This window comes from Sphingosinicella humi, from assembly GCF_003129465.1.
In the GTDB taxonomy this organism is placed as follows: domain Bacteria; phylum Pseudomonadota; class Alphaproteobacteria; order Sphingomonadales; family Sphingomonadaceae; genus Allosphingosinicella; species Allosphingosinicella humi.
Genome location: NZ_QFFF01000001.1, coordinates 286033 through 309431 on the forward strand (window position 1 = coordinate 286033; position 23399 = coordinate 309431).

The 23399-nt window shown below is 62.4% G+C and carries 23 protein-coding genes and 1 pseudogene; 9 read left to right on the forward strand and 15 right to left on the reverse strand.

The features are described from left to right. Window positions 1–67 precede the first annotated feature (67 nt). Window positions 68–445: a PRC-barrel domain-containing protein gene (locus DF286_RS01430; RefSeq protein ID WP_109269817.1), complete on the forward strand. Its 378-nt coding sequence runs from the start codon at window positions 68–70 to the stop codon at window positions 443–445. 55 nt (window positions 446–500) lie between these two features. On the opposite strand, the gene DF286_RS01435 is transcribed toward DF286_RS01430, so the two are convergent. From DF286_RS01435 to DF286_RS01465, 7 genes are all read right to left on the reverse strand, one after another. Further along, window positions 501–1346: a metallophosphoesterase family protein gene (locus tag DF286_RS01435; RefSeq protein ID WP_109269818.1), complete on the reverse strand. Its 846-nt coding sequence runs from the start codon at window positions 1344–1346 to the stop codon at window positions 501–503. A gap of 30 nt (window positions 1347–1376) precedes the next feature. After that, window positions 1377–2132 (reverse strand): ABC transporter ATP-binding protein, encoded by a 756-nt coding sequence (locus DF286_RS01440; RefSeq protein WP_109269819.1) that lies wholly within the window; start codon window positions 2130–2132, stop codon window positions 1377–1379. Beyond that, window positions 2129–2926, reverse strand: a complete 798-nt coding sequence (locus DF286_RS01445; protein WP_109269820.1) for an MlaE family ABC transporter permease — start codon at window positions 2924–2926, stop codon at window positions 2129–2131. Before DF286_RS01445 ends, DF286_RS01440 begins: the two co-directional genes overlap by 4 nt. Beyond that, window positions 2923–3969 (reverse strand): alanine racemase, encoded by a 1047-nt coding sequence (alr, locus tag DF286_RS01450; protein ID WP_109269821.1) that lies wholly within the window; start codon window positions 3967–3969, stop codon window positions 2923–2925. The genes DF286_RS01445 and alr overlap by 4 nt, the downstream gene beginning before the upstream one ends. Before the next feature lie 28 nt (window positions 3970–3997). Further along, complete coding sequence (locus DF286_RS01455) at window positions 3998–5587, reverse strand: MFS transporter (RefSeq protein WP_109269822.1); 1590 nt, start codon at window positions 5585–5587, stop codon at window positions 3998–4000. A gap of 66 nt (window positions 5588–5653) precedes the next feature. Continuing rightward, on the reverse strand, window positions 5654–6046 hold the full coding sequence (locus DF286_RS01460; protein WP_170303914.1) for a GFA family protein: 393 nt from the start codon (window positions 6044–6046) through the stop codon (window positions 5654–5656). Then, complete coding sequence (locus DF286_RS01465) at window positions 6027–6401, reverse strand: tRNA-binding protein (protein WP_109269824.1); 375 nt, start codon at window positions 6399–6401, stop codon at window positions 6027–6029. The genes DF286_RS01460 and DF286_RS01465 overlap by 20 nt, the downstream gene beginning before the upstream one ends. An 86-nt stretch (window positions 6402–6487) precedes the next feature. Between DF286_RS01465 and DF286_RS01470 the strand changes: the two genes are divergently transcribed. Next, window positions 6488–7666, forward strand: a complete 1179-nt coding sequence (locus DF286_RS01470) for a glycosyltransferase family 4 protein (protein ID WP_109269825.1) — start codon at window positions 6488–6490, stop codon at window positions 7664–7666. A 2-nt stretch (window positions 7667–7668) separates the two neighbouring features. Here DF286_RS01470 and DF286_RS01475 read toward each other — a convergent pair whose 3' ends face one another. Further along, on the reverse strand, window positions 7669–8307 hold the full coding sequence (locus DF286_RS01475) for a PadR family transcriptional regulator (protein WP_243444681.1): 639 nt from the start codon (window positions 8305–8307) through the stop codon (window positions 7669–7671). Window positions 8308–8417: 110 nt separating this feature from the next. On the opposite strand from DF286_RS01475, the pseudogene DF286_RS01480 reads away from it, so the two are divergent. From DF286_RS01480 to DF286_RS01500, 5 genes and pseudogenes are all read left to right on the forward strand, one after another. After that, window positions 8418–9197 (forward strand): annotated as a pseudogene (locus tag DF286_RS01480) (AAA family ATPase); the annotation flags it as partial. Between the two features lie 1350 nt (window positions 9198–10547). Continuing rightward, complete coding sequence (locus tag DF286_RS01485) at window positions 10548–11849, forward strand: replication-associated recombination protein A (RefSeq protein ID WP_109271918.1); 1302 nt, start codon at window positions 10548–10550, stop codon at window positions 11847–11849. A gap of 37 nt (window positions 11850–11886) precedes the next feature. Beyond that, entirely contained in the window at window positions 11887–12180 is a 294-nt protein-coding gene (locus tag DF286_RS01490; RefSeq protein WP_109269826.1) for an antitoxin Xre/MbcA/ParS toxin-binding domain-containing protein, read from the forward strand. 1053 nt (window positions 12181–13233) lie between these two features. Continuing rightward, window positions 13234–13584: a response regulator gene (locus tag DF286_RS01495; protein ID WP_109269827.1), complete on the forward strand. Its 351-nt coding sequence runs from the start codon at window positions 13234–13236 to the stop codon at window positions 13582–13584. Window positions 13585–13949: 365 nt separating this feature from the next. Further along, window positions 13950–14129 carry a hypothetical protein gene (locus DF286_RS01500; protein WP_109269828.1) on the forward strand — a complete coding sequence of 60 codons (180 nt, stop codon included), beginning with the start codon at window positions 13950–13952 and terminating at the stop codon, window positions 14127–14129. Between the two features lie 98 nt (window positions 14130–14227). Here DF286_RS01500 and DF286_RS01505 read toward each other — a convergent pair whose 3' ends face one another. The 6 genes from DF286_RS01505 to DF286_RS15315 all read right to left on the reverse strand — a co-directional run bounded on the left by DF286_RS01505 (window position 14228) and on the right by DF286_RS15315 (window position 19357). Then, entirely contained in the window at window positions 14228–14407 is a 180-nt protein-coding gene (locus tag DF286_RS01505; RefSeq protein WP_109269829.1) for a hypothetical protein, read from the reverse strand. 192 nt (window positions 14408–14599) lie between these two features. Then, the gene (locus DF286_RS01510) at window positions 14600–14860 is read right to left on the reverse strand and encodes a hypothetical protein (RefSeq protein WP_109269830.1); all 261 of its coding nucleotides are present in this window, start codon (window positions 14858–14860) and stop codon (window positions 14600–14602) included. Between the two features lie 329 nt (window positions 14861–15189). After that, window positions 15190–15396: a cold-shock protein gene (locus DF286_RS01520; protein ID WP_109269831.1), complete on the reverse strand. Its 207-nt coding sequence runs from the start codon at window positions 15394–15396 to the stop codon at window positions 15190–15192. Window positions 15397–15667: 271 nt separating this feature from the next. Continuing rightward, on the reverse strand, window positions 15668–16000 hold the full coding sequence (locus DF286_RS01525; RefSeq protein ID WP_158274588.1) for a PRC-barrel domain-containing protein: 333 nt from the start codon (window positions 15998–16000) through the stop codon (window positions 15668–15670). A gap of 565 nt (window positions 16001–16565) precedes the next feature. Next, window positions 16566–17834 carry a cation:proton antiporter gene (locus DF286_RS01535; RefSeq protein WP_109269834.1) on the reverse strand — a complete coding sequence of 423 codons (1269 nt, stop codon included), beginning with the start codon at window positions 17832–17834 and terminating at the stop codon, window positions 16566–16568. An 830-nt stretch (window positions 17835–18664) separates the two neighbouring features. Then, window positions 18665–19357 (reverse strand): extracellular catalytic domain type 1 short-chain-length polyhydroxyalkanoate depolymerase, encoded by a 693-nt coding sequence (locus DF286_RS15315; protein WP_243444682.1) that lies wholly within the window; start codon window positions 19355–19357, stop codon window positions 18665–18667. A 931-nt stretch (window positions 19358–20288) separates the two neighbouring features. Here DF286_RS15315 and DF286_RS15025 point away from each other — a divergent pair. Next, complete coding sequence (locus DF286_RS15025; RefSeq protein ID WP_158274589.1) at window positions 20289–20462, forward strand: hypothetical protein; 174 nt, start codon at window positions 20289–20291, stop codon at window positions 20460–20462. A gap of 1110 nt (window positions 20463–21572) precedes the next feature. Here the strand turns inward: DF286_RS15025 and DF286_RS01550 are convergent. Beyond that, window positions 21573–22508, reverse strand: a complete 936-nt coding sequence (locus DF286_RS01550; RefSeq protein ID WP_109269836.1) for a helix-turn-helix domain-containing protein — start codon at window positions 22506–22508, stop codon at window positions 21573–21575. 243 nt (window positions 22509–22751) lie between these two features. Between DF286_RS01550 and DF286_RS15030 the strand changes: the two genes are divergently transcribed. Then, entirely contained in the window at window positions 22752–22895 is a 144-nt protein-coding gene (locus DF286_RS15030) for a hypothetical protein (protein WP_158274590.1), read from the forward strand. Window positions 22896–23399: the final 504 nt, after the last annotated feature.

Consider the following 23399-nt stretch of genomic DNA (forward strand, 5'->3'; position numbering starts at 1 on the left):
GGCGGAACGACGACCCCTCCGAGCCGTTGGTCGAGCATCCCATAAACGCAATGAAAGGAGATGCTTGATGGCTTTCGATACGAACAGCGATACGATGGCGCGGGACGAGACCTATGATCTCATCTCATCCGAAAAGGTCGACGGCACGGCCGTCTACAATCGCGATGGCGAGCGGCTTGGCACCGTCCATCATTTCATGGTCGGCAAGCGCGACGGCCGCGTCCGCTACGCGGTGATGAGCTTCGGCGGCCTGTTCGGCATGGGCGAGCGCTATCACCCGCTGCCCTGGGACGTGCTCACCTATCACACGGACAAGGGCGGCTATATGGTCGATCTCGACAAGGACAGGCTGAAGGAAGCGCCGTCCTACGAGCGTGGCCAGGAGCCAACCTACGACCGCACCTATGGCGAGCGGGTTCACGGCTATTATGGCGTTCCCTACTAGACGCCAGCCTTAGCAAACTGAGGGCGGCTCCGGCCGCCCTTATTCGTGCGCGCCCTCATTCCTGCACAGGTGCCGGCGCCCGCGAGTGCCAGCGTTCGCCGTCGAAGCTGTAGCGCGCATGACTGCCGCCGGCGAAGGCCGAGCCATCCCAGCCGAAGACCTGCAAATCGATCTCGTCGTTGCGGTGGGCGTGGATCCAATTGAGGCTCTGCACCTCATCGGCGCGAAGCCGGTTCGAAGTCGCCGTCCCCGCCTGGATGACGAGCGCGGGGCCCGCATTCTCCACCATGTCCCGCGCGGAGCGGACATAGCTGCGGTGGAAATGCCCGGCGAGGAGGATGTGCACCCCGGCATCCGCAACGGCGAGCAATGCATCTTCATGTCGTCCGACGCGCTTGGTCAGCTCCGCCTCATCGCCGATCGGCATCGCGAACAGCGGGTGGTGAGTGACGAGGATCCGGGTCTTCTCCTCCGGCACGGCGCGGAAACGCTCGCGGATCGTCCGCATCTGCTCATGGTTGATCCGCCCGTCCTTGATGGTGAGCGAACGGGCCGTATTGATGCCGAGGACGGCGAGCCGATCGCTTTCGAACCAGGGACACAGATCCTCGTCGATATAGCGGCGATACCGGTTGAGCGGTCGAGCGAAGCGGCGGAAGACGTCGTAGAGCGGCACATCGTGATTTCCGGGCACGCCGAGCACGTCCAGCCCGCCCGCCTCCAGCCGATCGACGAAGCGGCACGCTGCCTTATACTGCTCGATCCGCGCACGCTGGGTGAAGTCGCCGCTGATCACCACCAGCTCGGGCCGCCGCTCCAGCAGCCAGGTCTCCAGCGCCGCGACGATGTCTGGTTCGTGGCGGCCGAAATGGACATCCGAAATATGGGCGATGGTGGCCATGAGTCTCCCGGCATGCCGGGGACATCCTACCTACTGGATCGGCCCCTCGGCATTTCCCTGAACGAACTGATCCACATAAGGGTTGCCGCTGTCGTAGAGCCGGTCGCGCGGACCCTGCCAGATGATGCGGCCGCCGTAGAGCATTGCGACCCGATGGGCGACCTTGCGGGCGCTCGCCATGTCGTGGGTGATGGTGACGGCGGTGATACCAGCCTCCTCGACAAGGCTGACGATAAGGTCGTTGATCACGTCGGCGCGGATCGGGTCGAGACCGGTAGTGGGCTCGTCGAAAAAGAGGATTTCGGGGCGGGGCGCGATGGCCCGCGCGAGGGCGACGCGCTTCTGCATGCCCCCGGAGAGCTCCGACGGGCGCAGGTAGAGCACGTCGCGGCTAAGCCCGACCCGCTCCAGATTCTCCTCGGCGATGGCGCGCATCCTGGCCGAATTCTGGAACCGTCCCTGGGTCAGGCCGAAGGTGACGTTGCGCCAGACGGGCAGGGAGTCGAACAAAGCCCCGCCCTGGAACAGCATGCCGAACTTCTTGCGAATACGCGCCAGCTTGCCCTCGCTCGCCCCCACTACCTCGTCGCCATCGACGAGAATGGAGCCGCGCTCCGGCCGAAAGAGGCCGAGGACGCACTTGATCAGCACCGACTTCCCAGTGCCCGATTGGCCGATGACGGCGAGGGACTCGCCGCTCTCGACCTCGAGGCTGACGCCGTCGAGCACGACGTTGTCGCCGAAGCTCTTGGCAACGTCGGCGAGGATGATCTTCGCCCCGCTCATCCGAAAGCCATGATGGTGATGAGCAGGTTGGCTAGCAGGATGAGGACCAGAGCCGAGACGACGGCGTTGGTCGTCGCCTTGCCGACGCCCGCGGCGCCGCCTTCGGAGCGGAAGCCGTGATAGCAGCCCATCAAGGCGACGAAGAAGCCGAACACGGCCGCTTTCACCAGCGACATGATGAGGTCGTTTCCTTCCAGAAATTCGCGCGACGTCTCAAGATAGGAGGTGGCCTTGAAGCCGAGCTTATACACCGCCAGCAGATAGCCGCCGAAAATGCCGACCGCGTTGGCGATGAGTACGAGCAGGGGCAGCGCGATGACCGAGGCGAAAAGCCGCGGCGCGATAAGAAAGCGATAGGGGTCGGTCCGCAGGGTCGCCAGGGCGTCGAGTTGCTCGGTGACCCGCATCGTCCCGAGCTCGGCGGCCATGGAGGAAGAGACGCGGCCGGCCACCATCAGGCCGACCAGCACCGGGCCCAGCTCGCGCACGATGCCGATGACGACGATCGCCGGCACCGCAGACTGGGCGTTGAGGCGCGAGCCGCCGACATAGATTTGCTGGGCAAGGGCCGCCCCGGTGAAGAGGGCCGTGAGGCCGACCACCGGCAGCGAGAACCAGCCGATGAGCATCAGCTGTTCGAGCAGGCGGATCGGATAATATGGGGGCGCCAGCGCCCGGACGATCGTCCGGAACGCGAAGATCGTGACACGGCCGACGGTGGCGAACAGCCCGATGGCGAACGCCCCTATGCCCACGAAGAATGCCACTATCGGGTTCAGAGCGCCTTCCGTCATGACCAGACGCGTTGATAGCGGGCGCCCAGCGTCGTCAGCAACTCATATTGGGAAAGGCCGGACTGGGCCGCCGCGCTCGGCAGGTCAAAATCGAGCTCCACCCAATCGCCCTCCGCCAGATCCGGCGCCGCGTCGACCGAGATGGCGGTGAGGTCCATCGAGACACGGCCGATCACCGGACCGAAGCCGCTGGCGAGCCTGGCCCGCCCCCTATTGGAAAAGCCGCGCAGATAGCCGTCCGCGTAGCCGACATTGAGGATGGCGAGCTCCATGTCTCGATCGGAGGTGAAGGTCGCGTTGTAGCCGACCGTGTCGCCCGGCCCGATCCGCCGCCGCTGCACGATCTGGGCCTCGGCCCGCATCACCTGCCGGACATGCCCCTCCCCCTCACGCCGCGGGATGCCGCCATAGAGGGCGAGTCCCGGCCGGGTAAGGTCGAAGGCATAGTCGGCGCCAAGGCAGATGCCGGCGCTGTTGGCGAGGCTGAGCCGCCTCGCCGGCACCGTCGCCGCCGCGGCCAGGAAGGCCGCGCGCTGGCGGGCATTCATCGGGCTGTCCTCGTCGGCCGAGGCGAGATGGCTGTACAGTGTATCAATGGGAAGGCCGTCGACCAGCCCCTCGGCGAGGTCGGCGACGGAAAGGCCGAGGCGGTTCATGCCCGTGTCGACCATCACATCGCACGGCCGTCCCTGGCCCAGCTCGCGCCAACGCTTCACCTGGAGCGGGGTGTTGAGCACGGGGCGCGCGCGCGACGCGGCGGCGTGGGCGACATCTTCCTCCGCCACGCCGTGGAGGACGGAAAGCGATGCCTCGCCGACATGGGGCAGCACCTGCTCGGCCTCGGCCCAGGTGGCGACGAAGAAATCGCGGCACCCCTCCTCCACCAGATGCCGGACGGCCTGGCGTGCGCCGATGCCATAGGCGTCCGCCTTCACGGCCGCGCCGCAGGCGGCGCTTCCGCTCATGCGGGCAAGCCAGCGCCAGTTTGAAACCAGGGCGCTGCTGTCGATCCTGAGGCGAAGCGGGCTGTGGGGCTGGATCACCTTCGCGCCGATAGCGATCCTTCGGCCCCTAGTCCAACGTCTTCCCGGCCGTCTCCGGCAGCCAGATGAAGGTCACGACCAGCGCCATCGCCACGACGGCAATGGTGTACCAGAGACCCGAAAAGGGATCACCGGTCCGTGCGATGATGGTCTGGCTGATGAACGGCAGGAAGCCCCCGAAATAGCCCGTGCCGACATGATAGGGAATCGACATGGAGCTGTAGCGGATGCGGCTGGGGAACAGCTCGGTCAACAGAGCCGCCACGGGGCCGAAGGTGGCGCCCGACAGCGCGCTCAGCCCCAATATGGCCAGCAGGATGATGAGGATGTCGCCAGCGGCGGGCTCCACCTTCTCGAAGCTGTAGCCGGCCCGCGCGAGGGCCGCGTCCAGCGTGGCCGGGCTGGTTCCGGCCACCGGCACGCCGCCAATGCTAACGCCAGTCCTCGGCGCGTCGGCCTTGGTGTAGTGCACGCCCTTCTTGGAGAAGTAATCGAGCAGCTGGCCGCAGGTGGTGGCCTGCCCCTTTGTGGCGAAGGGATTGTAGCTGCAGTCCGGCCCGGCGACGACGATAGGCGCCCGCCGCGACGCCTCCGCCAGCGCCGGATTGGCCGCATCGGCAATGATATGGAACAGCGGGAAGAGCAACAGCAGGGTCGCGGCATAGCCGATCACGATCGGCTTTCTCCGCCCGATCCTGTCCGACAGCTTGCCGAAGAAGACGAACCAGAACAGCCCGGTCGCAGCGCCCGCGCCGACCAGAAGCTGCGCGGTCGTGTCCTCCACCTTCAGCGAATTCTGGAGGAAGTAGAGCACCTGGAACATCGCCGTGTACCAGATGACGGTGAGCCCCGCGGCGATGCCGAGCATGGCAACCAGGATCAGCTTCACGTTGCGGCGGGTGGAGAAGCTTTCCTTCAGCGGATTGCGGGCGAGCGCTCCCTTCGCCTTCATCGCCTGGAAGACCGGACTCTCATTGAGCTTCATCCGCATCCAAAGGGAAATGGCGAGGAGCAGCAGCGAGAAGAGGAACGGTATCCGCCAGCCCCACTCCGCCCATTGCGCGTCGGTGACGAACAGCTTGGAGCCGAGCACCACTATCAGGCTGAGCACGAAGCCGCCTGCGACGCTGGCCTGGATATAGCCGGTATAGTGGCCGCGCTTGTTCCGCGGCGCGTGCTCGGCGACGTAGATGGCGGCGCCGCCATATTCGCCCCCCAGCGCCAGTCCCTGGCATATTCGAAGCAGGATGAGGATGATCGGCGCCGCCGCCCCGATCGTGGCGTAGCTCGGCACCAGACCGACGCCCGCGGTGGCGAGCCCCATCAAGGTGATCGTGATAAGGAATGTATATTTGCGGCCCATCCGGTCGCCCAGATAACCGAACAATACAGCGCCCAGCGGCCGAAAACCGAAGCCCACGGCGAAGGAGGCCAGCGCCAGCAGGAACTGGAGCGTCTCGTTCCCCGCCGGGAAGAACAGCCGCCCGATGATCGCGGCGAGCGTGCCGTAGATGAAGAAATCATACCATTCGAAGACGGTGCCGAGCGAAGAGGCGGCAATGACCAGCCGGTCTCGCTTGGGATCCACGACAAAGTCGTCCGCCACCGCCGTCGCCATCGCACCTCCCCCGACCACCCTTTTTGAGCGGGTGTGTCGCAGGGGAAATACGGCAGGAACAGGGTGTCAGTCCAGCGCGGCTTGCGCCCGCTCCCAATCGCGACCGTCGAACGGCTGCGCGATGATCGTCAGCGCCTCGATATCGTCGAGCGTGTTCAGATTGACGCTCCACGCGTCGGGGTGCGAGCGGGGCTGATAGAAGCTCTTTACGCCGCAGGTGCCGCAGAAGAGATGCTCCGCAGTGCCCGTTCCGAAGCGATAGCGGACCAGCGCATCCTCGCCGGACAACAGGCGGAAATCGCCGTGCGGGACCATCAGATGGCGAAAGCCCGTCATCGAACAGATGGAACAGTTGCAGTCGAGTATCCGCGCCTCGCGTTCCACCTCCGCCTCGAAGCGTACCGAGCGGCAGTGGCAGCCGCCTCTGATCCGCACCCGTTCAGAAGAGTCGGGCGCCATTGGGCACGTCCTTGTCTGGCCGGATCAGCACGACGGCACCCTGCTCGTCCGCAAAGCCGACGGTCAGCACTTCCGACATGAAGGGGCCAATCTGGCGCGGCGGGAAATTGACGACGGCGGCGACCTGCCGGCCGATCAGATCGTGGGCGCCATAATGGTCGGTGATCTGCGCGCTCGATTTCCTGACGCCGATGCCGGGGCCGAAATCGATACGCAGCTTCCAGCTCGGCTTGCGGGCTTCCGGAAAGGGCTCGACCGCCACGACCGTCCCGACGCGGATGTCGACGGCGAGAAACTGATCGAAGGTGATCGTCGCGGCGGCCGGAGCCGCGGGGTCGGTCAGCATATGGGCCATGGCGCCCTCTTAGCGCGCGCTCGCCGCGCCGGTCCACTTTTCCACCGGCATTGGCGTTTTGCCGACGAGCCGCTATCGGGGCCGCGATGGAAGCAGCCGAACTGCGCGTTGCCCTCTTCAGCGGCAACTACAACTATGTCCGAGATGGGGCGAATCAGGCGCTGAACCGCCTGGTTGAATATCTGCTGCGCCAAAAGGCGGCGGTGCGCATCTATTCACCGACGGTGGAGAAGCCCGCCTTCCCGCCCAATGGCGATTTGATCAGCATCCCGTCGGTGCCGGTGCCGGGCCGATCGGAATATCATGCGCCGATCCTGATTCCTCCCTCGGTGAAACGCGACATCAAGGCTTTCAGGCCGAACATCTTCCACGTCGCCAGCCCGGAGATGCTGGGCCATCGCGCCGTCACGCTCGCGCGCAAGATGGACCTGCCGGTGATCGCCTCGGTTCATACCCGCTTCGAGACCTATCCCCGCTATTACGGCCTCGCCTTCCTCGAGCCGTTGGTCGAGGCGGGCCTGCGCCGTTTCTACCGGCGCTGCGACGCCATATTCGCGCCGTCCGAATCGATGGCACAGCTGCTGCGCGAGCAGCGCATGAACTACGATGTCGGCATCTGGACGCGCGGCATCGATCGCGATGTCTTCAACCCCGGCCGACGCGACCTCGCCTGGCGTCGGAGCCTGGGCATCGATGACGACATGCCGGCGATCGGCTTCGTCGGCCGGCTGGTGATGGAAAAAGGGCTCGACGTCTTTTCCGACACGATCGAGCATCTCGAAAGGCGGCAGGTCAGGCACAAGGTGCTGGTCGTCGGCGAGGGGCCAGCCCGTACCTGGTTCGAGCAGAGGCTGCCGCAAGCGACGTTCGTCGGCTTTCAGAAAGGCCCCGACCTCGGCCGCGCCGTCGCCTCGATGGACATGTTGTTCAACCCATCGGTTACGGAAACGTTCGGCAATGTGACATTGGAAGCCATGGCGGCGGGCCTACCCGTCGTCGCCGCCATCGCCACCGGCAGCGAAAGCCTCGTCACCGACGGCGTCACCGGCCGGCTGATCCGCCCCGGTGCCATCGACGCCTTCGCCGACGCGCTGGCCCATTATTGCACCGACAAGGAGGCCCGGCTGGCCGCGGGGCGGGCCGGCGCGGGGGTCAGCAGCCATTATGGCTGGGACGAGGTCAACCAGGCGCTGGTCGACGCCTATCTGCGCATCGTCCGTCAGCGCGCCGGCGGGGGCCGCCAGCGGCCCAGCCCGGTGCCCTGACTCTATTTCAGCCGTTCGATCTTCTGCGCCGCCTCATCCAGGATGGCGGCGATCCGGTGCAGCGTCTCGTCGTCCATCTCCTCCTCGGCCACGCGATGCCAGATGGCCGAAAGAAGATTGCCGACGGCCCGCTTGATCGGCGCCCGGCCATGATGCTCCCGGTCGGGTTTGAGGTCCGCGAGCCGCTCGAACAGCGCCTCCACTTCCTCGGCCTTCTCCGCCAGCTCGGCCTTCCCGTCGGGGGTGATAGAAAAGGCCTTGCGCGCGCCTTCGGCCTCCGCCTCCTCAATGAGGCCCATGTCCAGCAGCATGGTCAACGTCGGATAGACGACGCCGGGGCTCGGCGCATATTCGCCGCCGGTCATCTCCTCGACGGCGCGGATGAGGTCGTAGCCGTGGCGCGGCTGCTCGGCGATCAGCTTCAACAGCACCAAGCGCAATTCGCCGGATTCGAACATCCGCCGGGCGCGACCGCGCCGCCCGTGGCGTCCGCCGCGGCCTCCGCCGCCGCCCCATTCGAAGCTCCAGGGGCCCCAGGACCCCTGCCATCCGCGGCCGGCCGCGGCGAGGCCGATCAGCGCCTCCGGGATTCCGCTGCCGCCCCGAGGCCCGCATCCGCCCCAGTTTACACGCATGCTCATCGCACGACTCCTGCCAGTGTAATATAGCTGAGATATATCTTAGACACATCTTCGTCAATCCTTCGGCTCAAGCGTTTCCCCGCCGTGAAATTCGACGCTAGAGGGTGGATGTGGCCGATCTTTTTGCCGACGAACCTGAGCAATCCCGCGAGTCCGTGTCGCCGCCCGCCGGCGCGCCGCTGGCCGACCGGCTGCGTCCGCGCTCGCTGGACGAGGTGGTCGGGCAGGATCACCTGACCGGGCCCGGCGGCGCGATCGGGCGAATGGTGGCGGCGGGCAAGCTCGCCTCCATGATCCTGTGGGGACCGCCCGGCACCGGCAAGACGACGATCGCCCGATTGCTGGCCGACGCCGTCGGCATGCGCTTCGTCGCGATCTCGGCGGTCTTCTCGGGCGTCGCCGATCTCAAGAAGGTCTTCGCCGAGGCGCGCGAACATGCCCGCATGGGCCGGCAGACTTTGCTCTTCGTAGACGAGATCCACCGCTTCAACCGCGCCCAGCGGGACGGCTTTCTCCCCTATGTCGAGGACGGCACGGTCGTTCTGGTCGGCGCCACGACGGAGAACCCGTCCTTCGAGCTCAACGCCGCCCTCCTCTCCCGCGCGCAAGTGCTGATCCTGAACCGGCTGGACGCGTCGGCGCTGGGGCAGTTGCTGGACCGTGCCGAGGCGCTGATGGAGCGCCCCCTGCCCCTGACGCCCGAGGCGCGCAATGCCCTGATCGCCACCGCAGACGGCGACGGCCGCTTCCTACTCAATCAGGCCGAAACGCTCTTCTCGATCGAGGTCACCGAACCGCTCGATCCCGCCGGCCTGTCGGCTCTCCTGCACCGCCGCGTCGCCGTCTACGACAAGAGTAACCCCCAATCGGCAACTCTTCCTTCCTTTCTCGTCGCTTAGGTAAGGTTATATACTCGAACTGATATACTCATCCCCTTCTCGCCATCCTTTCAGCCGGTCGTGAAGCATATCGCCGCAAGAGGCGCCTCAGGTGCTTTCGCTGGACATATTCGAGATCAGCCGGGTCACCTCCTCAGCACCTGCGTCCCCATGCCACAGCCGGAACAAGCGGTGACACGCCGCCGCCTAGTGCCCGATGTTTGGTTCTCAGAAATGTCTCGGCGGCCAGGGAGTCTCCGTTGTAAGCTTGACGGCGAGAGGCCCGCACTTCGGGCGCGCGCCTATTTTTCCTGGTCAGCGTAAGCAGCGGCTCGTCTGAATGCAGCGGTCACGTAGACCACGTAGATTCTTCCGCTGCCGGTGCGTTTGATGTCGCACACGTTTGCAGGTCTCGGCTAAGCGAGTAGCCATTGTTCAAGTTCGATGCGCGCGTCCTCCTCGCTCACAGCGGTTCCCTAGGGCTGTTCCGAACGAAGGGGGTCCAGGCATCTAACTACTGCTCGGTGCGCCCTATGGAGTTCGATGAATGCGATCGCTTGTGCATGCACAGCCTCGCGACCTCCGGCGCCATAAGGAAGACGGCACCTGAAGTTGATAACCGAGTGCCGACCAAGCATCACATCAAGGTGCTTCAACGGGAAAAACCAGTCGTCATAGGTCCATGTTTGGCGAACGTTGGCCGCGCGATACAGATTGCTGATAGCGGTGATGTGGACCTGGTTGATCGCCACAGCTCCACCACCGAAAAGTCGATTAAGTTCATGTGCTGCTTCTTTTGGCTCCAATGCCAGCCCGTTGAATTGCTCCTCGGACAAGCCGGGTCCGAAGTCGGGGGAACCTCTAGTCGGCCAGTCAGCTGGCGGCCGGACCAGTATCGAACGAACCGTCAATTCGTAATCGGAGGCCACCGTCGCGCAGTCGAGCCGAAATGGCCACCTTTCCCATACGCGCAAGCCACGCCAGTGTAGCGCGCCGTACAAGGCTGCTGGTTGCTGAAACTCGTTCTTCTGAACGCAAGTCATGCTCTGCTCCCGGCTCCAGAGGCGAGCCGGCAAAGCCGGGTGTTGAGAACCCTGTGCAGTACACCAGGCGCCGCCGCCTTTAGACGCAGAGCGCCTTGGACATACGCGACGGCCACCCGGCCGAGATGCTCTCGACCGGCGTACTGCTATTGAGGTTCTCACGCCTCGCCCCCGTGCTGCGGAGGCTGCTCTGCTGTCGCAAAATTTAGCTGCCAGCGCAACGAGCCTATGACTCAGTGGCGGCAACCGCCATCAGCTTCTACGTGGCAGGAAACGGCTATGGCCACGGACAAGACGGCTCTACAAGAATCCCATGTCGATGCAGACCCTTTTTGAGGATGAAGCACCTCGCCCGCTTGCGGATCTTCTTCGACCCGCAAGCCTCGCCGACGTCGTCGGTCAGGATCATTTGCTCGCCCCGGATGCTCCGATCGGTCGCATCGTTGCGAGTGGAATGATGGTCTCCATGATCCTCTACGGCCCGCCTGGAACGGGCAAAACAACGATAGCTCGCCTGCTCGCGGATGCGAGCAAGCTGAGGTTTGAGGCGATCTCGGCGATCCAGAGTGGGGTCGCAGACCTCCGCCGCGTGTTCGAAGCCGCTCGCGACCAGCGCAAGGCAGGACGTGGGACGCTGCTCTTCTGCGATGAGATCCATCGCTTCAACCGCGCGCAGCAGGACGCCTTCCTCCCTGTAGTCGAGGACGGCACTATTACCCTGGTAGGCGCGACGACCGAAAACCCCTCCTTCGAGCTAAACGGCGCTTTATTGTCTCGCTGCCAAGTTTTCGTCCTTCGTCCGCTCGACCCGGCGGCGCTTGAGGGTCTTCTGCAACGAGCTGAAGCCCACATGCGAAGGCGGCTTCCACTCACCTCTGAAGCTCGCACGGCAATGATTGATCTTGCAGGGGGCGACGGTCGGTACCTGCTCAATCTCGCTGAGCAGATATTCCGCCTCCAACGAGATGAGACGCTCGACACGGCTGCCATGGGCCGGGTTGTTCAACGCCGTGTAGCTACGCACGACAAAGCAGGTGACGGGCATTACGACCTCCTTAGCGCGTTCCACAAATCTCTGAGAGGTTCAGATGCCGACGCCGCGTTATACTACGCCGCGCGCATGATGGCAGCAGGCGAGGATGGCAATACCGTCTTCCGGCGTTTGGTGTGCGCCGCTTCGGAAGACGTGGGAACCGCTGATCCAGAAGCGCTGGTGCAGGTGATCGCGGCGTGGCAGGCTTTTGAACGTGTAGGCTGGCCCGAAGGTAAACTCTTCCTGGCGCAAGCCATCTGCTATGTCGCTACCGCACCGAAATCGAACGCGGCATATCTCGCGTTCTCAGCGGCGCTCGATGTTGCCGAAAAAACCTCCCATCTTCCTCCTCCGCTAAACGTGCTGAATGCTCCAACCGAGCTGATGAAGGAACTCGGGTATAGCCACGGTTACCGGTATGACCACGATGAGCCGGATGCATATGGTGGGCAGGAATTCCTGCCCGACCAGTTGCAAGGCACTCGCCGGGGCCGCTTCTTCAGCCCGAATGAACGGGGGTTCGAGCGAGAGCTCCGCAAGCGATTAGATTACTGGTCCAACCTTAAGCAGCGGCGGGAGGGCAAGTAGGAATACGCCGCGCTATGCGCCGGCGAGGGGACCATCAATGACGCAGAATGGCCGCTTGTTGATGTTCCGCTATCGGCGAATTCTGTTTCGCTTTCATCCCACACCAGCTTCGGCGATAAGCAAGGAGATGGAAGATATGACAGCTGACGCAGCGGCCATTCTTGCTTTGGTCGAACCACGCTTCGGCTCAGTCGAGAGAGCCCGACACTGGTTCGAAAAGGAGCCGCTTCCAGGCTTCAGCGGGCGGACGGCTGAGCAATTGGTGATGGCAGGGCGAACGGCGGAAGTCCGGGACCTCCTCGCGGCCGTCGACGCTGGCATTCACTGGTAAGACTGCAACGCTCGGGACCGGTACTGGCCGGATACTGACCGTCCGCTTTTTGCCAGTCACCAGGCGAAGGCGGACATGTGTCAGAGCTTGGGGGCGCTCGCGACAGTAGTCGGCATTCACCTCAAGATCCTACCGCAGCTCATTTGAATACGCGAGTTTGCGTGTGTTCTGCCGATCAATCTGTGTTAAAAGGCGTCATCACCTGAACCACTTCGCAAGCATCCTGTGACTGAGAGACACATGTGCTCCCGCTTGCCACAGGAGAGGTCATTCCAAGGGTAAATGTCGGCTCATTAGGAGCAGCGGCGCATCCACGCGCCCGGATCGAAGCTGAAGCAGCGCCGAGCCATTGTCGAGGAGTGGTTCAATGAACGATACCTTCAATAGAGTGGGCGCGATAGCCGGGTGGGAGAATGAAGGGGGGGCGCTGGAGCCGATTATTTCAGGGGACCGCCACTCGGCGGCCTATTTTCGGGATCGCGAGGCCCTTTGCCGCTCACGGGCAAACGAATGTCGCCGGCCTGAGATGCGGAGCACCTATTTAGGCTTCGCTGCGCGATATGCTGCGTTAGCGCGATACCTGGATGCAGCGGAGATTCGGGCTGAGATGACAATCGCCTGACAGGTAGAGCTGCAGGGCATGAGAAATATCGGCACCGCTCGCGATGGTTCTACGGCCAGGTCGGAGATTGCCGCGCTGCGCTTGCGCGCATTTAAATGCCGCGAATATGCACGCGAGTATCATGCCGACGTCGGGTCCTCCCTTTCCGAACTAGCCGTGGAGCTAGAAAAGAGGCTGATCGCATGGAGCGCGCAAGAGCCCTCCGGCGCTAGTACCCTTCCTGGAGCCACCGGAATTCCAATTTCCGGCCGGCAGATGGCGCGCATCGGTAGGCCAGGCGCTGCTATTGTTGAGGCTATTTTCTGCCGGTGGGAACGATCATGCTTGTCAGCCATTGACCCTCATCGCCGAGCAAGAATGAGGCCTCGGCGGCTGAGACGCCTCCGCGCTCCCGCCTCGTTCGCAGGAAGCGAGATGGCTCTGATTTTCACATGCACGCGCTGATCATCGAGGACGAGTTCCTCACAGCCCAGCTGATCGAGGACCGCCTTCGGGATCTCGGGTTCACATCGTTTTCATTTGCCGAGGACGAGGACGGAGCAGTAGCCGCCGCTCGCGCGCGCTACCCTGACCTCATCACATCGGATGTTCAGCTCGCGTCCGGGTGTGGCATTGATGCTGTCCAACGCATCTGTGATGAGAACCCAACGCCATTCCTCTATATCACCGGCACAGCCGTAATGGTGCAGGAGCGGTGCCCACGCGCCGTGATCGTTCAAAAGCCCTTCGGCATGGCCGACTTGCGCGCGGCCGTGCGCGAAGTCAGCAAGACTGCCGAATAGCGCCGGAGGTGCGCCGTGTCCCATCCGACCCATTACGAAGCTCGCGCCGTCCCAACAGAAATGTCCGCACCGCGTATCATTGCCTACCCGGGGGAAAGATGCGCCGATTCCCAAAATCCGTGGGGGGCGATGGGGGTCCATGTCGAGATGACCTCCTACGACCTCTCGTAGGGCCGGATCGTGTTCAGCGAGCTTGGCCCGGGCAAGCCCGGCTCCCAGGCGTACGCTCGGCGGGCGCAGGAAAAGGAGAATAGAGATGGCCAAGGGTCAGGTCCGCAGCAACAAGGAAGCGCGAAAGCCGAAGAAGGAGATCAAGAAGACGATTGCCGCCAAGCCATCGCAGAAGGGCGCAACGGTGAAGCCGAATGGCTGAAAGGTTCGTCCGGCATCGGCAGCCCTGGACGGGGGACGAGGTTGCCAAGCTCAAACTTCTGGCCGGCAAGGGCATGGGCCTCAAGGCGATCGCCAAGGCGCTGACGCGGAGCGAGGAATCCGTCCAGGACCGCGCCAAGCAGGACGGGGTGAAGATCGCCAAATTGCGGTAACGTCAGGACAACAACCGCAGTGCCTCGTCAACGGCTGCAGCCTGTCCCCCCGATATTGCATTCAGCCCTAAACCGAAAACCGGTCCGGCATCTTGCCACTATGCGTCGGGGTCGCCGCCTTCCATTTCGATCATGGATTCCACCCGTTCCATGTGTTCCTTGAACTCGTCGGCTTCCCGCTGATCTCCGCGCCTCTGGGCTTCGTCCATGAAGGCGCGGCAATCGCGCTTCATCCGATACAGGTTGCTCAGGACCTGTTTATTAGTGGGAAGGGGCATTTCGCCTCCTCTGCCTTGCTCTAAGGATATAGGAAGCGGCGGCTGGATGCGACAGACGCAGCGCCCAAATAAAGACGGAGCGGTGCCACGATCAGGCTTCGCAGCCTCCCGGCAGAACATGGCTCGGGCTGGAGCGCTGGGCTTCGATTGCGGCACGGAGCAGGCGTTCGGTGCGACGGCCCCTCTTGGGGTTCAGCCACGCTCCATGAGCAGCGCGAATAGCTGATCGAGATTCTGCTGGGCATCCTGAACGACCGGATTGTTCGCATTGCCCGGCAGCGCGAGCGGCTTGCTCATGATGTCGTGCAGGCTCTTAGTCTCCGCATCGGCGAGGAGGTTTCGCTTTCGTAGAATGATAGCGAGGCTCAAGATGCCGTTGAAGGCCGCGACATCGAGGGCTTGCTGAGCCTCCAGCATCTGCTGCGCCGTCAGATCATGTTCCCGCTCGTTCATGCAAGCTCCTTGGCGACGCTACTTGGACGCGAACTGCCCAGCCTCAGCGCCGAACTCAAGCTTGGCATGCGCACGATCAGCCATCGCGCTCTTGAATGTCTCCGGCTGCAGCCTCGACGTCACGATCGGGTAGTTTTGGGAGTTGAAGCGTGTGTCGCGTGATCCGGAACGATCAGGAACGGGGCGACGGGAGCTGTGGACATGACGACCTTTTAGGATCGGGCGGATCATTGGGTCGGGAAGGCACGACCCGCCGAGTAGCCCAGGAAATGCGGGGATCCTGCTCTCGAACAGGCAATTGGCGGACGCCTTGGCGTCCGCCACTCACATTAGGCGTCCTGCAGGTTCACGGCAGACGTCTTGCCGCGCTGGTCGGTCTCGAGCTCATAGGACACGCGTTGGTCCTTGTTGAGGGTTACCATGCCAGCGCGCTCGACGGCCGAGATGTGGACGAAAGCATCGCTGCTGCCATCTTCCGGCGCAATGAAGCCATAGCCCTTGTCGTTGTTGAAGAATTTTACGGTTCCGGTGATCATGAGGATATCCTTGTCCCATGTATGACGGGCATGCGCCAACAGCGGCACATCCCGGCGTCTTGAAGCTCGAAAGGGACAAAGGGGGAGCCGGAGCGGCCCGTTATCCGTCGCAGGCGACGTTCAGCGATTCCCATATAGCGGCTTTTTCGCAGAAAGATAGCTCACGCTGGAAAGTGGCTTGATGATTAGACTTGGCCGTAAGCTGAATTTCCGCTTTCGGATGACGTCACGCGAAAGCGGCACACTCAAGCGAGGTGATAGTCCCTTTAGCTCACAGGCGTTCCGCGTAATAATTGTCGATGCGGCGGGCGTAACCATTATCCCATTGAGGGGCGGTGTCAGGGCGATAACTCGGCCCGCCGTCTAGGACTGTCTTGTCAACTGCGATGGTGTAGCCCCCCCTGTCTTGGTTCACCTGAAGGAGGCCGAAGGGGATCGGATGGTAGCTCTGACCGAGCCCGAGCAAGCCGCCGAACGAGATGACAGCATATTCCACCTTTCCGTGATGGCGTTCGATATGAAAGCTGTACAGGGTCCCCAGCTTGCGCCCGCGACGGTCGAAAACCGGGGTGTCGTCCACACGAGCGCTGATCAGCCGCATCATGCCAGTCGCTTGGCTCGCTCCTACCATTCCCAACCTCCTGGCCTCGCGAGCTTACGTTCGGACAGCCGCGAAACTAACGCTTCGGGGTGCGAAAGGTGGCCGAGGGTGCACTCGATCAGTCACAGGCTAGTTTGATAGAGGCGTAGGCAACTGATGAAGCGAGATGTTCACACCGGCGATCCGCGCTGGAGAGTTCAACTTTGCCGTCATCTGCCTCAGCACCCTCAAGCGATGCTGATAGGTGTTATGATGCGCTCCGACGACGCCATTCGCAACGTCGGCTGATAACGCCCTGCCCATGCGGTCGACGGAAGCCTTGAATGACCTTTGCACGTCCGAGGAAGTCTGGGGAAGAGTATTCATCATGGCTCCTTCCTTGAGCGGGAGCACGGAATATCTCTCAGTCGCCCTGTGCCCAAGACATGGGAGCGATATCATGCATATGAGGTCTCCTTCCGCGATTACCAGGCGCAGGTCGCCTTCGAGTAGGCGCCGCATACTGCCATGCTTTCGCGCAGTGGAAGATCGTTGAGTACAATCTGCACTTGCACGATGCCGGAGCTGGTCACCCGGTGGGCCGCCCCTGCGGGTCGTTCTTGGTAGCCCAGTCTACGAGAGCGCCAGCCGTCAGACCGTGAACGATTGTCGACGCGAGAATGGTGAAGGCGACGGTCGCCCACAGTCTTCCCTCATTGGTAAATTCTAGATGTCCCGTGGCGTAGCTGACATAGTAGATCGATCCGATGCCCCGGACGCCGTAGAAAGCTATCACGGCCCGTTCCCGCCTGGGCAAACCCGCGCCCGCGAGGGCCAGCCATCCACCAAGTGGGCGTATCACAAGGATCAGAGCCAGGCCGATTGCCACGTAGGGCCATTCGAGTTCGGGCCACAGCGCCGGGAGGGCGCCGCCGATCATGATCAGGAGCAAGGCTGTCAGCGCCTGCTCAATCGATTCATTAAAGTCGTGCAATCGGGAATGGAATTTGTGCTGCAGCTCGGTACGGCGGAGGGTAAGCCCCGCCACGAAGGCGGCAATGAAGCCGTAGCCTTCAACCAGTTCGGTCAAACCGTAGCAGAAGAGAACTCCCGCAAGCGCGATCACCCCCGACCCTGTGTCCGCAAGAACATTTCCTCGCGGCACAATGAACATGACCCTTCCAAGCACCCATCCGATTGCGGCACCCGAGGCTATTCCCACAGCAGTTCGGTAAAGCAGATCCCTCGCCACCCAATCATAGCCCCAAGTGTGAGGGGCGAACCCTTCGGCTGCGATGATGAGGCCCAAATAGACGAAGGGAAAAGTGAGGCCGTCGTTAAGTCCCGCCTCGGCGGTGAGCGAAAACCGAACCGGGTGCTCGCCCCCCTCGGCTGGCCTACCGACCTGTACGTTACCTGCAAGGACGGGATCGGTGGGAGCCAGAGCTGCGCCGAGGAGGAGCGCCCCGGCCAAGGTCATGCCGGCCAGCCACCAGCCAAGGAGCGCCACGGCTGCGATTGTGAGAGGCATCAAGATTGCGAGTAGTCTAATCGTCGGTCGCCAGCGGTGATAACTTGAGAGGTCGTCGATCTTGAGTCCCGTTCCGAACAGAGCGACGATCACAGTTAATTCACTGGCCAGTTCCCAGAGGCGGGGCGCAGAACGGGGATCAAGCCGCGCCGGCATCCCAGGTACCAGCACAAAGGAGAGCAGGCCCCCAAGTATCAAAAGCGCCGATGCTGCAGGTTCGCGACCAGAAAATAGGCGCGGAATCCAGAAGGCGAGAATAGTCGCGGCACCCAGCACCGCCATTCCCATGTGATGAGGGGACAGGCTGAAAAATGGCTCCCCGGCCATGCGGTTAGATGCGTTTCAGTGGTGGATCGGCGTGAGCCGCCAGGCGCTCAAAACCGAGACGTATTTTGATATGGCCATTAGCAGGCTCCTTGGCCAGCGTATGCGGCCCCAACATCGAGGCCTTTTGAAGGCTTGTCTCCGACTCGCTAGCCGGCCTCCGTCGCAAGGTAACCGCCGTTGAGCACTGCCAGTTCCTGCGTCATCTCTGCCACTCAGCTGAAAAAGGTTCGCCGATCCCGGTGATGCAAGCTCCCTCTCCAGGCGACTATAACAGATCCCTCAGTCGCCCCGCACCCGAAGTACGGAACGCGTTACAGCAACAGGGTCGAGGAGAAACGCCGTCATATTGGTTGTCGAGCCGGCCAAGGTCCGGGGCGTATTCTATTTGTCCGGTCCGGCGGCGCTCAATAGTCCGGCAGAGCGCAGGGCATCCTCAATGGTCTTCTGGACCCCGGCGACTGGCACAGGACGCTCTGGGTGCTCCTTCGGCGCGAAGTCCGTCCGTATAGACGTCCCGCCATTTGGCGTAGATCGCCGCTCCGCCCGACCACCTTGAATCGTTCGCACTGCCCCTTCGGGCGCGATGCCGAAAAAGGCGGCAATCCGGTCGGTTGAACTCAGCCCGACATCGAGCATGTGCGGGCCAGCTTCTCCGGATTGACCCTGTCCAGAGCCGGGCATCAACGGGGTGCCGTGGTCCATGCCTCTTACGGCAAAATGCTCTATCAAGTCCTGGCCCTCCGGTCCCTGCCACACCCGGCGGACATGCCCGTCGACGATCTCTCGGCGGTGGGGACTCTCACTCACTCCATGCAGGCTGGTCCACTGCGTCACCAGTGCGTCCGCGTTGGCCGGGGACACGACGCGATCCGCGCTACCCTGCCAGATCGACACTCGCGGCCATGGATCGGAATGAGGCGACGCAGCGCGAACCTTGTTCGCGAGTTCGGCCCCATTTGCGAAACCACGTCCGGCCATGAGCTCGAACGCTTCAGCCAGATTCGAGGCGCAGCCGGAGCGGCGAACAGTTCCGGATATGTGGCCAGCATCACCGATGTCATGGCCCCGCCGGCCGAGAGGCCGGTGACGAACACTCGTTCGCCGTCGATCGGAAAGCGCGACTTCATGGCCTCGATCATGCCGGCGATCGAAGCGGCTTCCCCGCTGCCGCGCGTCGTGTCGCCCCGCTGATACCAGTTGAAACACAGATTCGGATTGTTCTCGCGCTTCTGCTCCGGATAGAGCAGTGCAAAACCATGCCGGTCAGCCAGCCGCGACCAGCCAGCTCCCCGATCGTAGCTCCTCGCGCTTTGGGTGCAGCCATGCAAAACCACCAGCAGTGGCGCCTGCGCCTCGAGAGCCTCCGGCACGTAGAAGAGACTTCTTAAATTGCCGGGATTCCTGAAGCCTGCGAGCTCCCGAAGCCCGCCGCTGTTTACCTCTTCCACCGGCGAGACGGGATGCGCGAACGCGAAGGCTGCTCGGCCTCGCTTCAAGCGGGCCAGGGTTTTCGCCAGCGACATTGTTTCTTCTCCAAAGAGGTCCGGGACCTGCTCAGCCGCTTCAACGCTTCTTTATCAGTGATTGTTGCTGCACCGCAGCAAAATTGCTGCGCAGACGCTCCGATCGCCACCACATGCGTTCGCCATCCCGTCCTCTGCCTAGCCGGACGCGACAATCGGCGAGGCATCACGTGCTACCTACGTTTGGATGTGTTATAAGGTCTTTATCACCTGAACCGCTTTGCAAGCATCCTGTGACTGAGAGACCCGCTGGTGCTCCCGCTTGCCCAGGAAAGGTCCTCCCATGGACAGGAATTATTGGCTCCGCAGGAGCAGTGTCGCATCGATGATGGCGCGCGAGGCAACGAGCGCCGAAGCCCGCCTGATCCACTACGAGCTGGCCGGGCGCTACAGCGCCAAGGCCTCGTCGGGCGGGCTAGGTCCATCGCGGTCCCAGAATATCTGGCGTCCGTCTGAGCCTGGGGACATACCCAAGACGGGTGAGGAGAGCCCCCGGTCAAGCCGCGCAACCGAGTGGCGGACATGAGCCGGGCGCGCGAAAGATCGTCGGTAGATGCTGCGGCTGCGATGGCTCGTCACCACATCGAATGTGTTCCGGTCGACTATTTCCATTGGAACGGCTTTAGATACACCAGTCTCGATGACGCCGTGGCCGCCGCCGAACGCGCCGCGTCCGCAGGCCGAAGCGGCGGCTGAGATGTTCCATCGCTTTTTCGGTAGGCACGTCGCCGACCCGGAATGCAGCCACTTGGACCGAGGCTATTTTCGGGAGCCCGGCGTTTTTGATCTTCTCGTCAGGCAGAAGCGTGATGAGAAGTCGTCAGCCAGATTGCGACAATCGGCAGACCGCTCTCTGCGCGTAAGCCGACGCAGGCCTGCTGGACCCCAAACGAACCCCGGATAGCGAGGGTCTGTAGGAAGGGAGAGATAAATGACTGAGCAGGACCTCCATCACCTCGCCGACAGATGCGAGGACACGGCCGCTGAATGGACCTCCCGGTATTTTCTCGAACTCGACGGCGGCAAGAAAGCTGATCCGGAACTCATTAAAGGCGCCCAGATTATGATGCGCCTGAGCGCTGGCTTCCGCGATGTCAGACGCTAGCGGCGTGATATGGATGCGCCCGAAGAAGATCGATGAAGCGCTACGGCACCGCCTGTCGAGACTTTGCGCTTCGCTCGGCGCCGTGGCGCGCGTATTGAACGAACGCAAAGGGTGAACCCCGGACACGAAGGCCAATCTTTATCTTGGTCTGGCATAGCCTTCGGCAAGGATGAGTCCCATATAATAAGCATCGCACCATCTTTCTGAGCTAGATGCGACTGAGAGACCGTTCGTTCTCCCGCTCTAGTGGAGACAGATGATTCGCCCATCCCCTACATCCAGAACCAGGCATTTTACGGCCTTTCGCTCAGCGGCGGAGGAGGTCGGTAATGCGTCCGCTAATCGAGATCGGGCATGCGAAGGCGATCACAAGCACGCCCGCAGTGGCCATATCGTTCAGACTGGCGATGCCGATCAACCTTACAAGGTCGTTTTCGAGCATGAGGATGGTCGGAACTCCGAGCAAACTTGCGCGACCATGCGCGAGGGGGAGGCAATTATCCGCCGGAATACGCCGACCCCGCCGTCAAGAGATACCTCCCGCGATCAGAAGGCGACTGCTCTATGACACTAAGGACCTGCACCGTGCACACTTAGGAACCACTGATTGACCCTACGTTCGCCTCCGATTGGCGACATGTCGCCGGCCAACTCACGCTAACGGCGATGGTAATCGTCATCGCCACGACGATGGCGTTCGCCTACTAGGTCAAGTTAGAATCGACCGAACGCCAAAGAGCGGCTCGCCCAATCGGTCGGGCCGCTTGCTCTCGGACAGACACGCTGGGACACCACACGCTTCGCTGACGTTCCGCGTTGGTCGGAAGCGGAACTGTGACCGGTTCACAACGTCTGCTTTTCGGCGTCAGCGACCCGTATCCGAGCGGCCGCTATGGGCGCAAAGCGGGCATTCCTGCCCAAAGTTTGGCTATGGCCGAAACGGGCCTGTCCGGTCGAGGCGGCTAGAAGCGACGACGAACAGTAGCGTTGAGAAGGGGAGACTCGAAACTCACCAAGAGGCCCCTGCATGATCAACGTAACTGAAAAAGGATGTCGCCCGGGGATCATGGCCGACAGCAAGCGCGACTCCACTGAAAGCGATGCGAGGTTCTAAGGCGATCTCAGGCTCACCTTAGTGCCAACATGCTCCCGCCAAAGGCCAAGCCTTTTGATTCGATATTCGACCAACTCTGGTGAGGTGCCATAGAAAGACGCGATTTCTGCGGCGCTCTTGCCTTGTCTCACCATGCGCTTGACAGCATCTCGCGGAAGGAGCGTAGCTGAGGCTAGAAAATACGCGTCGTGCTCTTCAGAACTGTCATACGTGCGACCGAATGAACCCGCGATTTTTGCGATCTTCGTAAGCTTGTGGCCGGACAGTATGTGCCAATATTCTTCCAACAGCGTCACGCGCTGTCTCTCCAGCGTGTGACAATCATTCAGGAATACCACCCACCTGTCCTGCGCCGCGTTTAGTGGCACACTCATGGCGGACCATTCATTGCAAGCCGGTCCGGCCAGCGTCTCGCGGGTCTTGGAATCCACACAAGTTGACGACCGCAGCCGCTCGACCGTGACAGGCGCGACGATGAGGCAGAACGGATCCAAGGGGTCATTCTTCCCTAAGCCCAGGTCTCTGCGGAAGTCCTCGGCAGTCGCCTCAAGCTCCTCCTTCGACATCGGGACTACATCACCGTCAATCAGCGGATTGCTCGGCTCCGAAGGGTCACCGTCCGCGTAGTGCTCCCGAAGGCATACTGCAGCGCGCAGCAATGTCTGGACCGTTCCTGAGGAGGCATTCTTTCCCGCTCGAAAATGGACGAAAGCCACACGATCGAAGCCAAGCTCATGCTCCTCTGCATCGGGACCAAGCCACTCTAGCAACCTAATCTTAGAGTTGTTGTCGGGCGAGCCTTCCCCACGCTCGATGCGAGCTAAGGTCGAGAAGCTGATCCCTACGATTCCCGATAACGCCCTGATGCTGAGACCTTCGCGGTCGCGCTTAGCGCGGACCGCTTTGACGAGCTTTTCCTCAAATTTGTCCATTTTCACCCAGTTGTGCGATCAGCACGCGTTGACACATCGCCTTCTAACATGCATCATCCGTGCTGGTGACACAGATTCGCACATCGACAGACAGAATGGAAGTGTTGTTGAGCGACGATGCACGGTCTGAGTTGCGACGGGTCGGCGACGGTTTGGACGCGCGTCAGCCCGTTCGGGTGAAAGACGGGGGCATTGTGATCCTCGATCCAGGACCCGCTTCAACGGCAGTCCAGGAGAAAAGTGATGAGCAACGACAAGGAGCGGGAAGACCCGCAGCCCGGTCACGGCAAGGGTCCGCCCGACGGCAAGGGCCGTCCGGTCGATCACGGCCGCCCGGTGCCGGACCACGGGTCGTCGGCCTCGCCGGCGAGTACGCCCGGCAACTAGAGGATGTGCAGCGGGCCTACCCCAATGCATCTCTCCTCCCCGACGACGACGGGGTATGGCTTCTCGCGCGAAGCCGCATTTTGGACGGACTGGCGCGGGAAGCCATATTCCTTATCGCTCTACCCGATACTCCGGACGTTGAGCCGCGAGGATGGGCGTTCTGGGAACAAGCTGGACAGGTCGAATGGATCGGGCCTCGACACACCAACATGGGCGATGGCTCGGTTTGCGCCTACCACCCCGAGTTTGACAAAGCTTGGGCACCAGGCGGCGACCTCCGGACCCTGCTAGATCTCTACAGCGTTTGGGCGCTACGGCACCTGCACTTAGCGGTGTTTGACCGCTGGGCGGGGCGCCAATACGCGATGCCGGACGAAGCTGGCAGATGCGACCCCTACTACCGGCTGGTCCAGTTCAAGCCCGACGAGCTATGCAGCTGTGGGTCCGACAGGCGGTATGGCCAGTGCTGCCGCCCGCGCGACCTGGAATTGCCGTTTCTAGGCA

What these genes read in the sequence shown, in the direction of transcription:
- DF286_RS01535 (WP_109269834.1), bottom strand. Translation starts at nt 17,834, where the DNA reads ATGGCCGGGGAGCCATTTTTCAGCCTGTCCCCTCATCACATGGGAATG.
- DF286_RS15030 (WP_158274590.1), top strand. Translation starts at nt 22,752, where the DNA reads ATGAGCAACGACAAGGAGCGGGAAGACCCGCAGCCCGGTCACGGCAAG.
- DF286_RS01455 (WP_109269822.1), bottom strand. Translation starts at nt 5,587, where the DNA reads ATGGCGACGGCGGTGGCGGACGACTTTGTCGTGGATCCCAAGCGAGAC.
- DF286_RS01470 (WP_109269825.1), top strand. Translation starts at nt 6,488, where the DNA reads ATGGAAGCAGCCGAACTGCGCGTTGCCCTCTTCAGCGGCAACTACAAC.
- DF286_RS01510 (WP_109269830.1), bottom strand. Translation starts at nt 14,860, where the DNA reads ATGAACGAGCGGGAACATGATCTGACGGCGCAGCAGATGCTGGAGGCT.
- DF286_RS01475 (WP_243444681.1), bottom strand. Translation starts at nt 8,307, where the DNA reads ATGAGCATGCGTGTAAACTGGGGCGGATGCGGGCCTCGGGGCGGCAGC.
- DF286_RS01445 (WP_109269820.1), bottom strand. Translation starts at nt 2,926, where the DNA reads ATGACGGAAGGCGCTCTGAACCCGATAGTGGCATTCTTCGTGGGCATA.
- DF286_RS01550 (WP_109269836.1), bottom strand. Translation starts at nt 22,508, where the DNA reads ATGGACAAATTTGAGGAAAAGCTCGTCAAAGCGGTCCGCGCTAAGCGC.
- DF286_RS01495 (WP_109269827.1), top strand. Translation starts at nt 13,234, where the DNA reads ATGCACGCGCTGATCATCGAGGACGAGTTCCTCACAGCCCAGCTGATC.
- DF286_RS15315 (WP_243444682.1), bottom strand. Translation starts at nt 19,357, where the DNA reads ATGTCGCTGGCGAAAACCCTGGCCCGCTTGAAGCGAGGCCGAGCAGCC.
- DF286_RS01490 (WP_109269826.1), top strand. Translation starts at nt 11,887, where the DNA reads ATGACGCAGAATGGCCGCTTGTTGATGTTCCGCTATCGGCGAATTCTG.
- DF286_RS01525 (WP_158274588.1), bottom strand. Translation starts at nt 16,000, where the DNA reads ATGATGCGGCTGATCAGCGCTCGTGTGGACGACACCCCGGTTTTCGAC.
- DF286_RS01435 (WP_109269818.1), bottom strand. Translation starts at nt 1,346, where the DNA reads ATGGCCACCATCGCCCATATTTCGGATGTCCATTTCGGCCGCCACGAA.
- DF286_RS01465 (WP_109269824.1), bottom strand. Translation starts at nt 6,401, where the DNA reads ATGGCCCATATGCTGACCGACCCCGCGGCTCCGGCCGCCGCGACGATC.
- DF286_RS01440 (WP_109269819.1), bottom strand. Translation starts at nt 2,132, where the DNA reads ATGAGCGGGGCGAAGATCATCCTCGCCGACGTTGCCAAGAGCTTCGGC.
- DF286_RS01485 (WP_109271918.1), top strand. Translation starts at nt 10,548, where the DNA reads ATGCAGACCCTTTTTGAGGATGAAGCACCTCGCCCGCTTGCGGATCTT.
- DF286_RS01430 (WP_109269817.1), top strand. Translation starts at nt 68, where the DNA reads ATGGCTTTCGATACGAACAGCGATACGATGGCGCGGGACGAGACCTAT.
- DF286_RS01500 (WP_109269828.1), top strand. Translation starts at nt 13,950, where the DNA reads ATGGCTGAAAGGTTCGTCCGGCATCGGCAGCCCTGGACGGGGGACGAG.
- DF286_RS01460 (WP_170303914.1), bottom strand. Translation starts at nt 6,046, where the DNA reads ATGGCGCCCGACTCTTCTGAACGGGTGCGGATCAGAGGCGGCTGCCAC.
- DF286_RS01505 (WP_109269829.1), bottom strand. Translation starts at nt 14,407, where the DNA reads ATGCCCCTTCCCACTAATAAACAGGTCCTGAGCAACCTGTATCGGATG.
- DF286_RS01520 (WP_109269831.1), bottom strand. Translation starts at nt 15,396, where the DNA reads ATGATCACCGGAACCGTAAAATTCTTCAACAACGACAAGGGCTATGGC.
- DF286_RS15025 (WP_158274589.1), top strand. Translation starts at nt 20,289, where the DNA reads ATGACTGAGCAGGACCTCCATCACCTCGCCGACAGATGCGAGGACACG.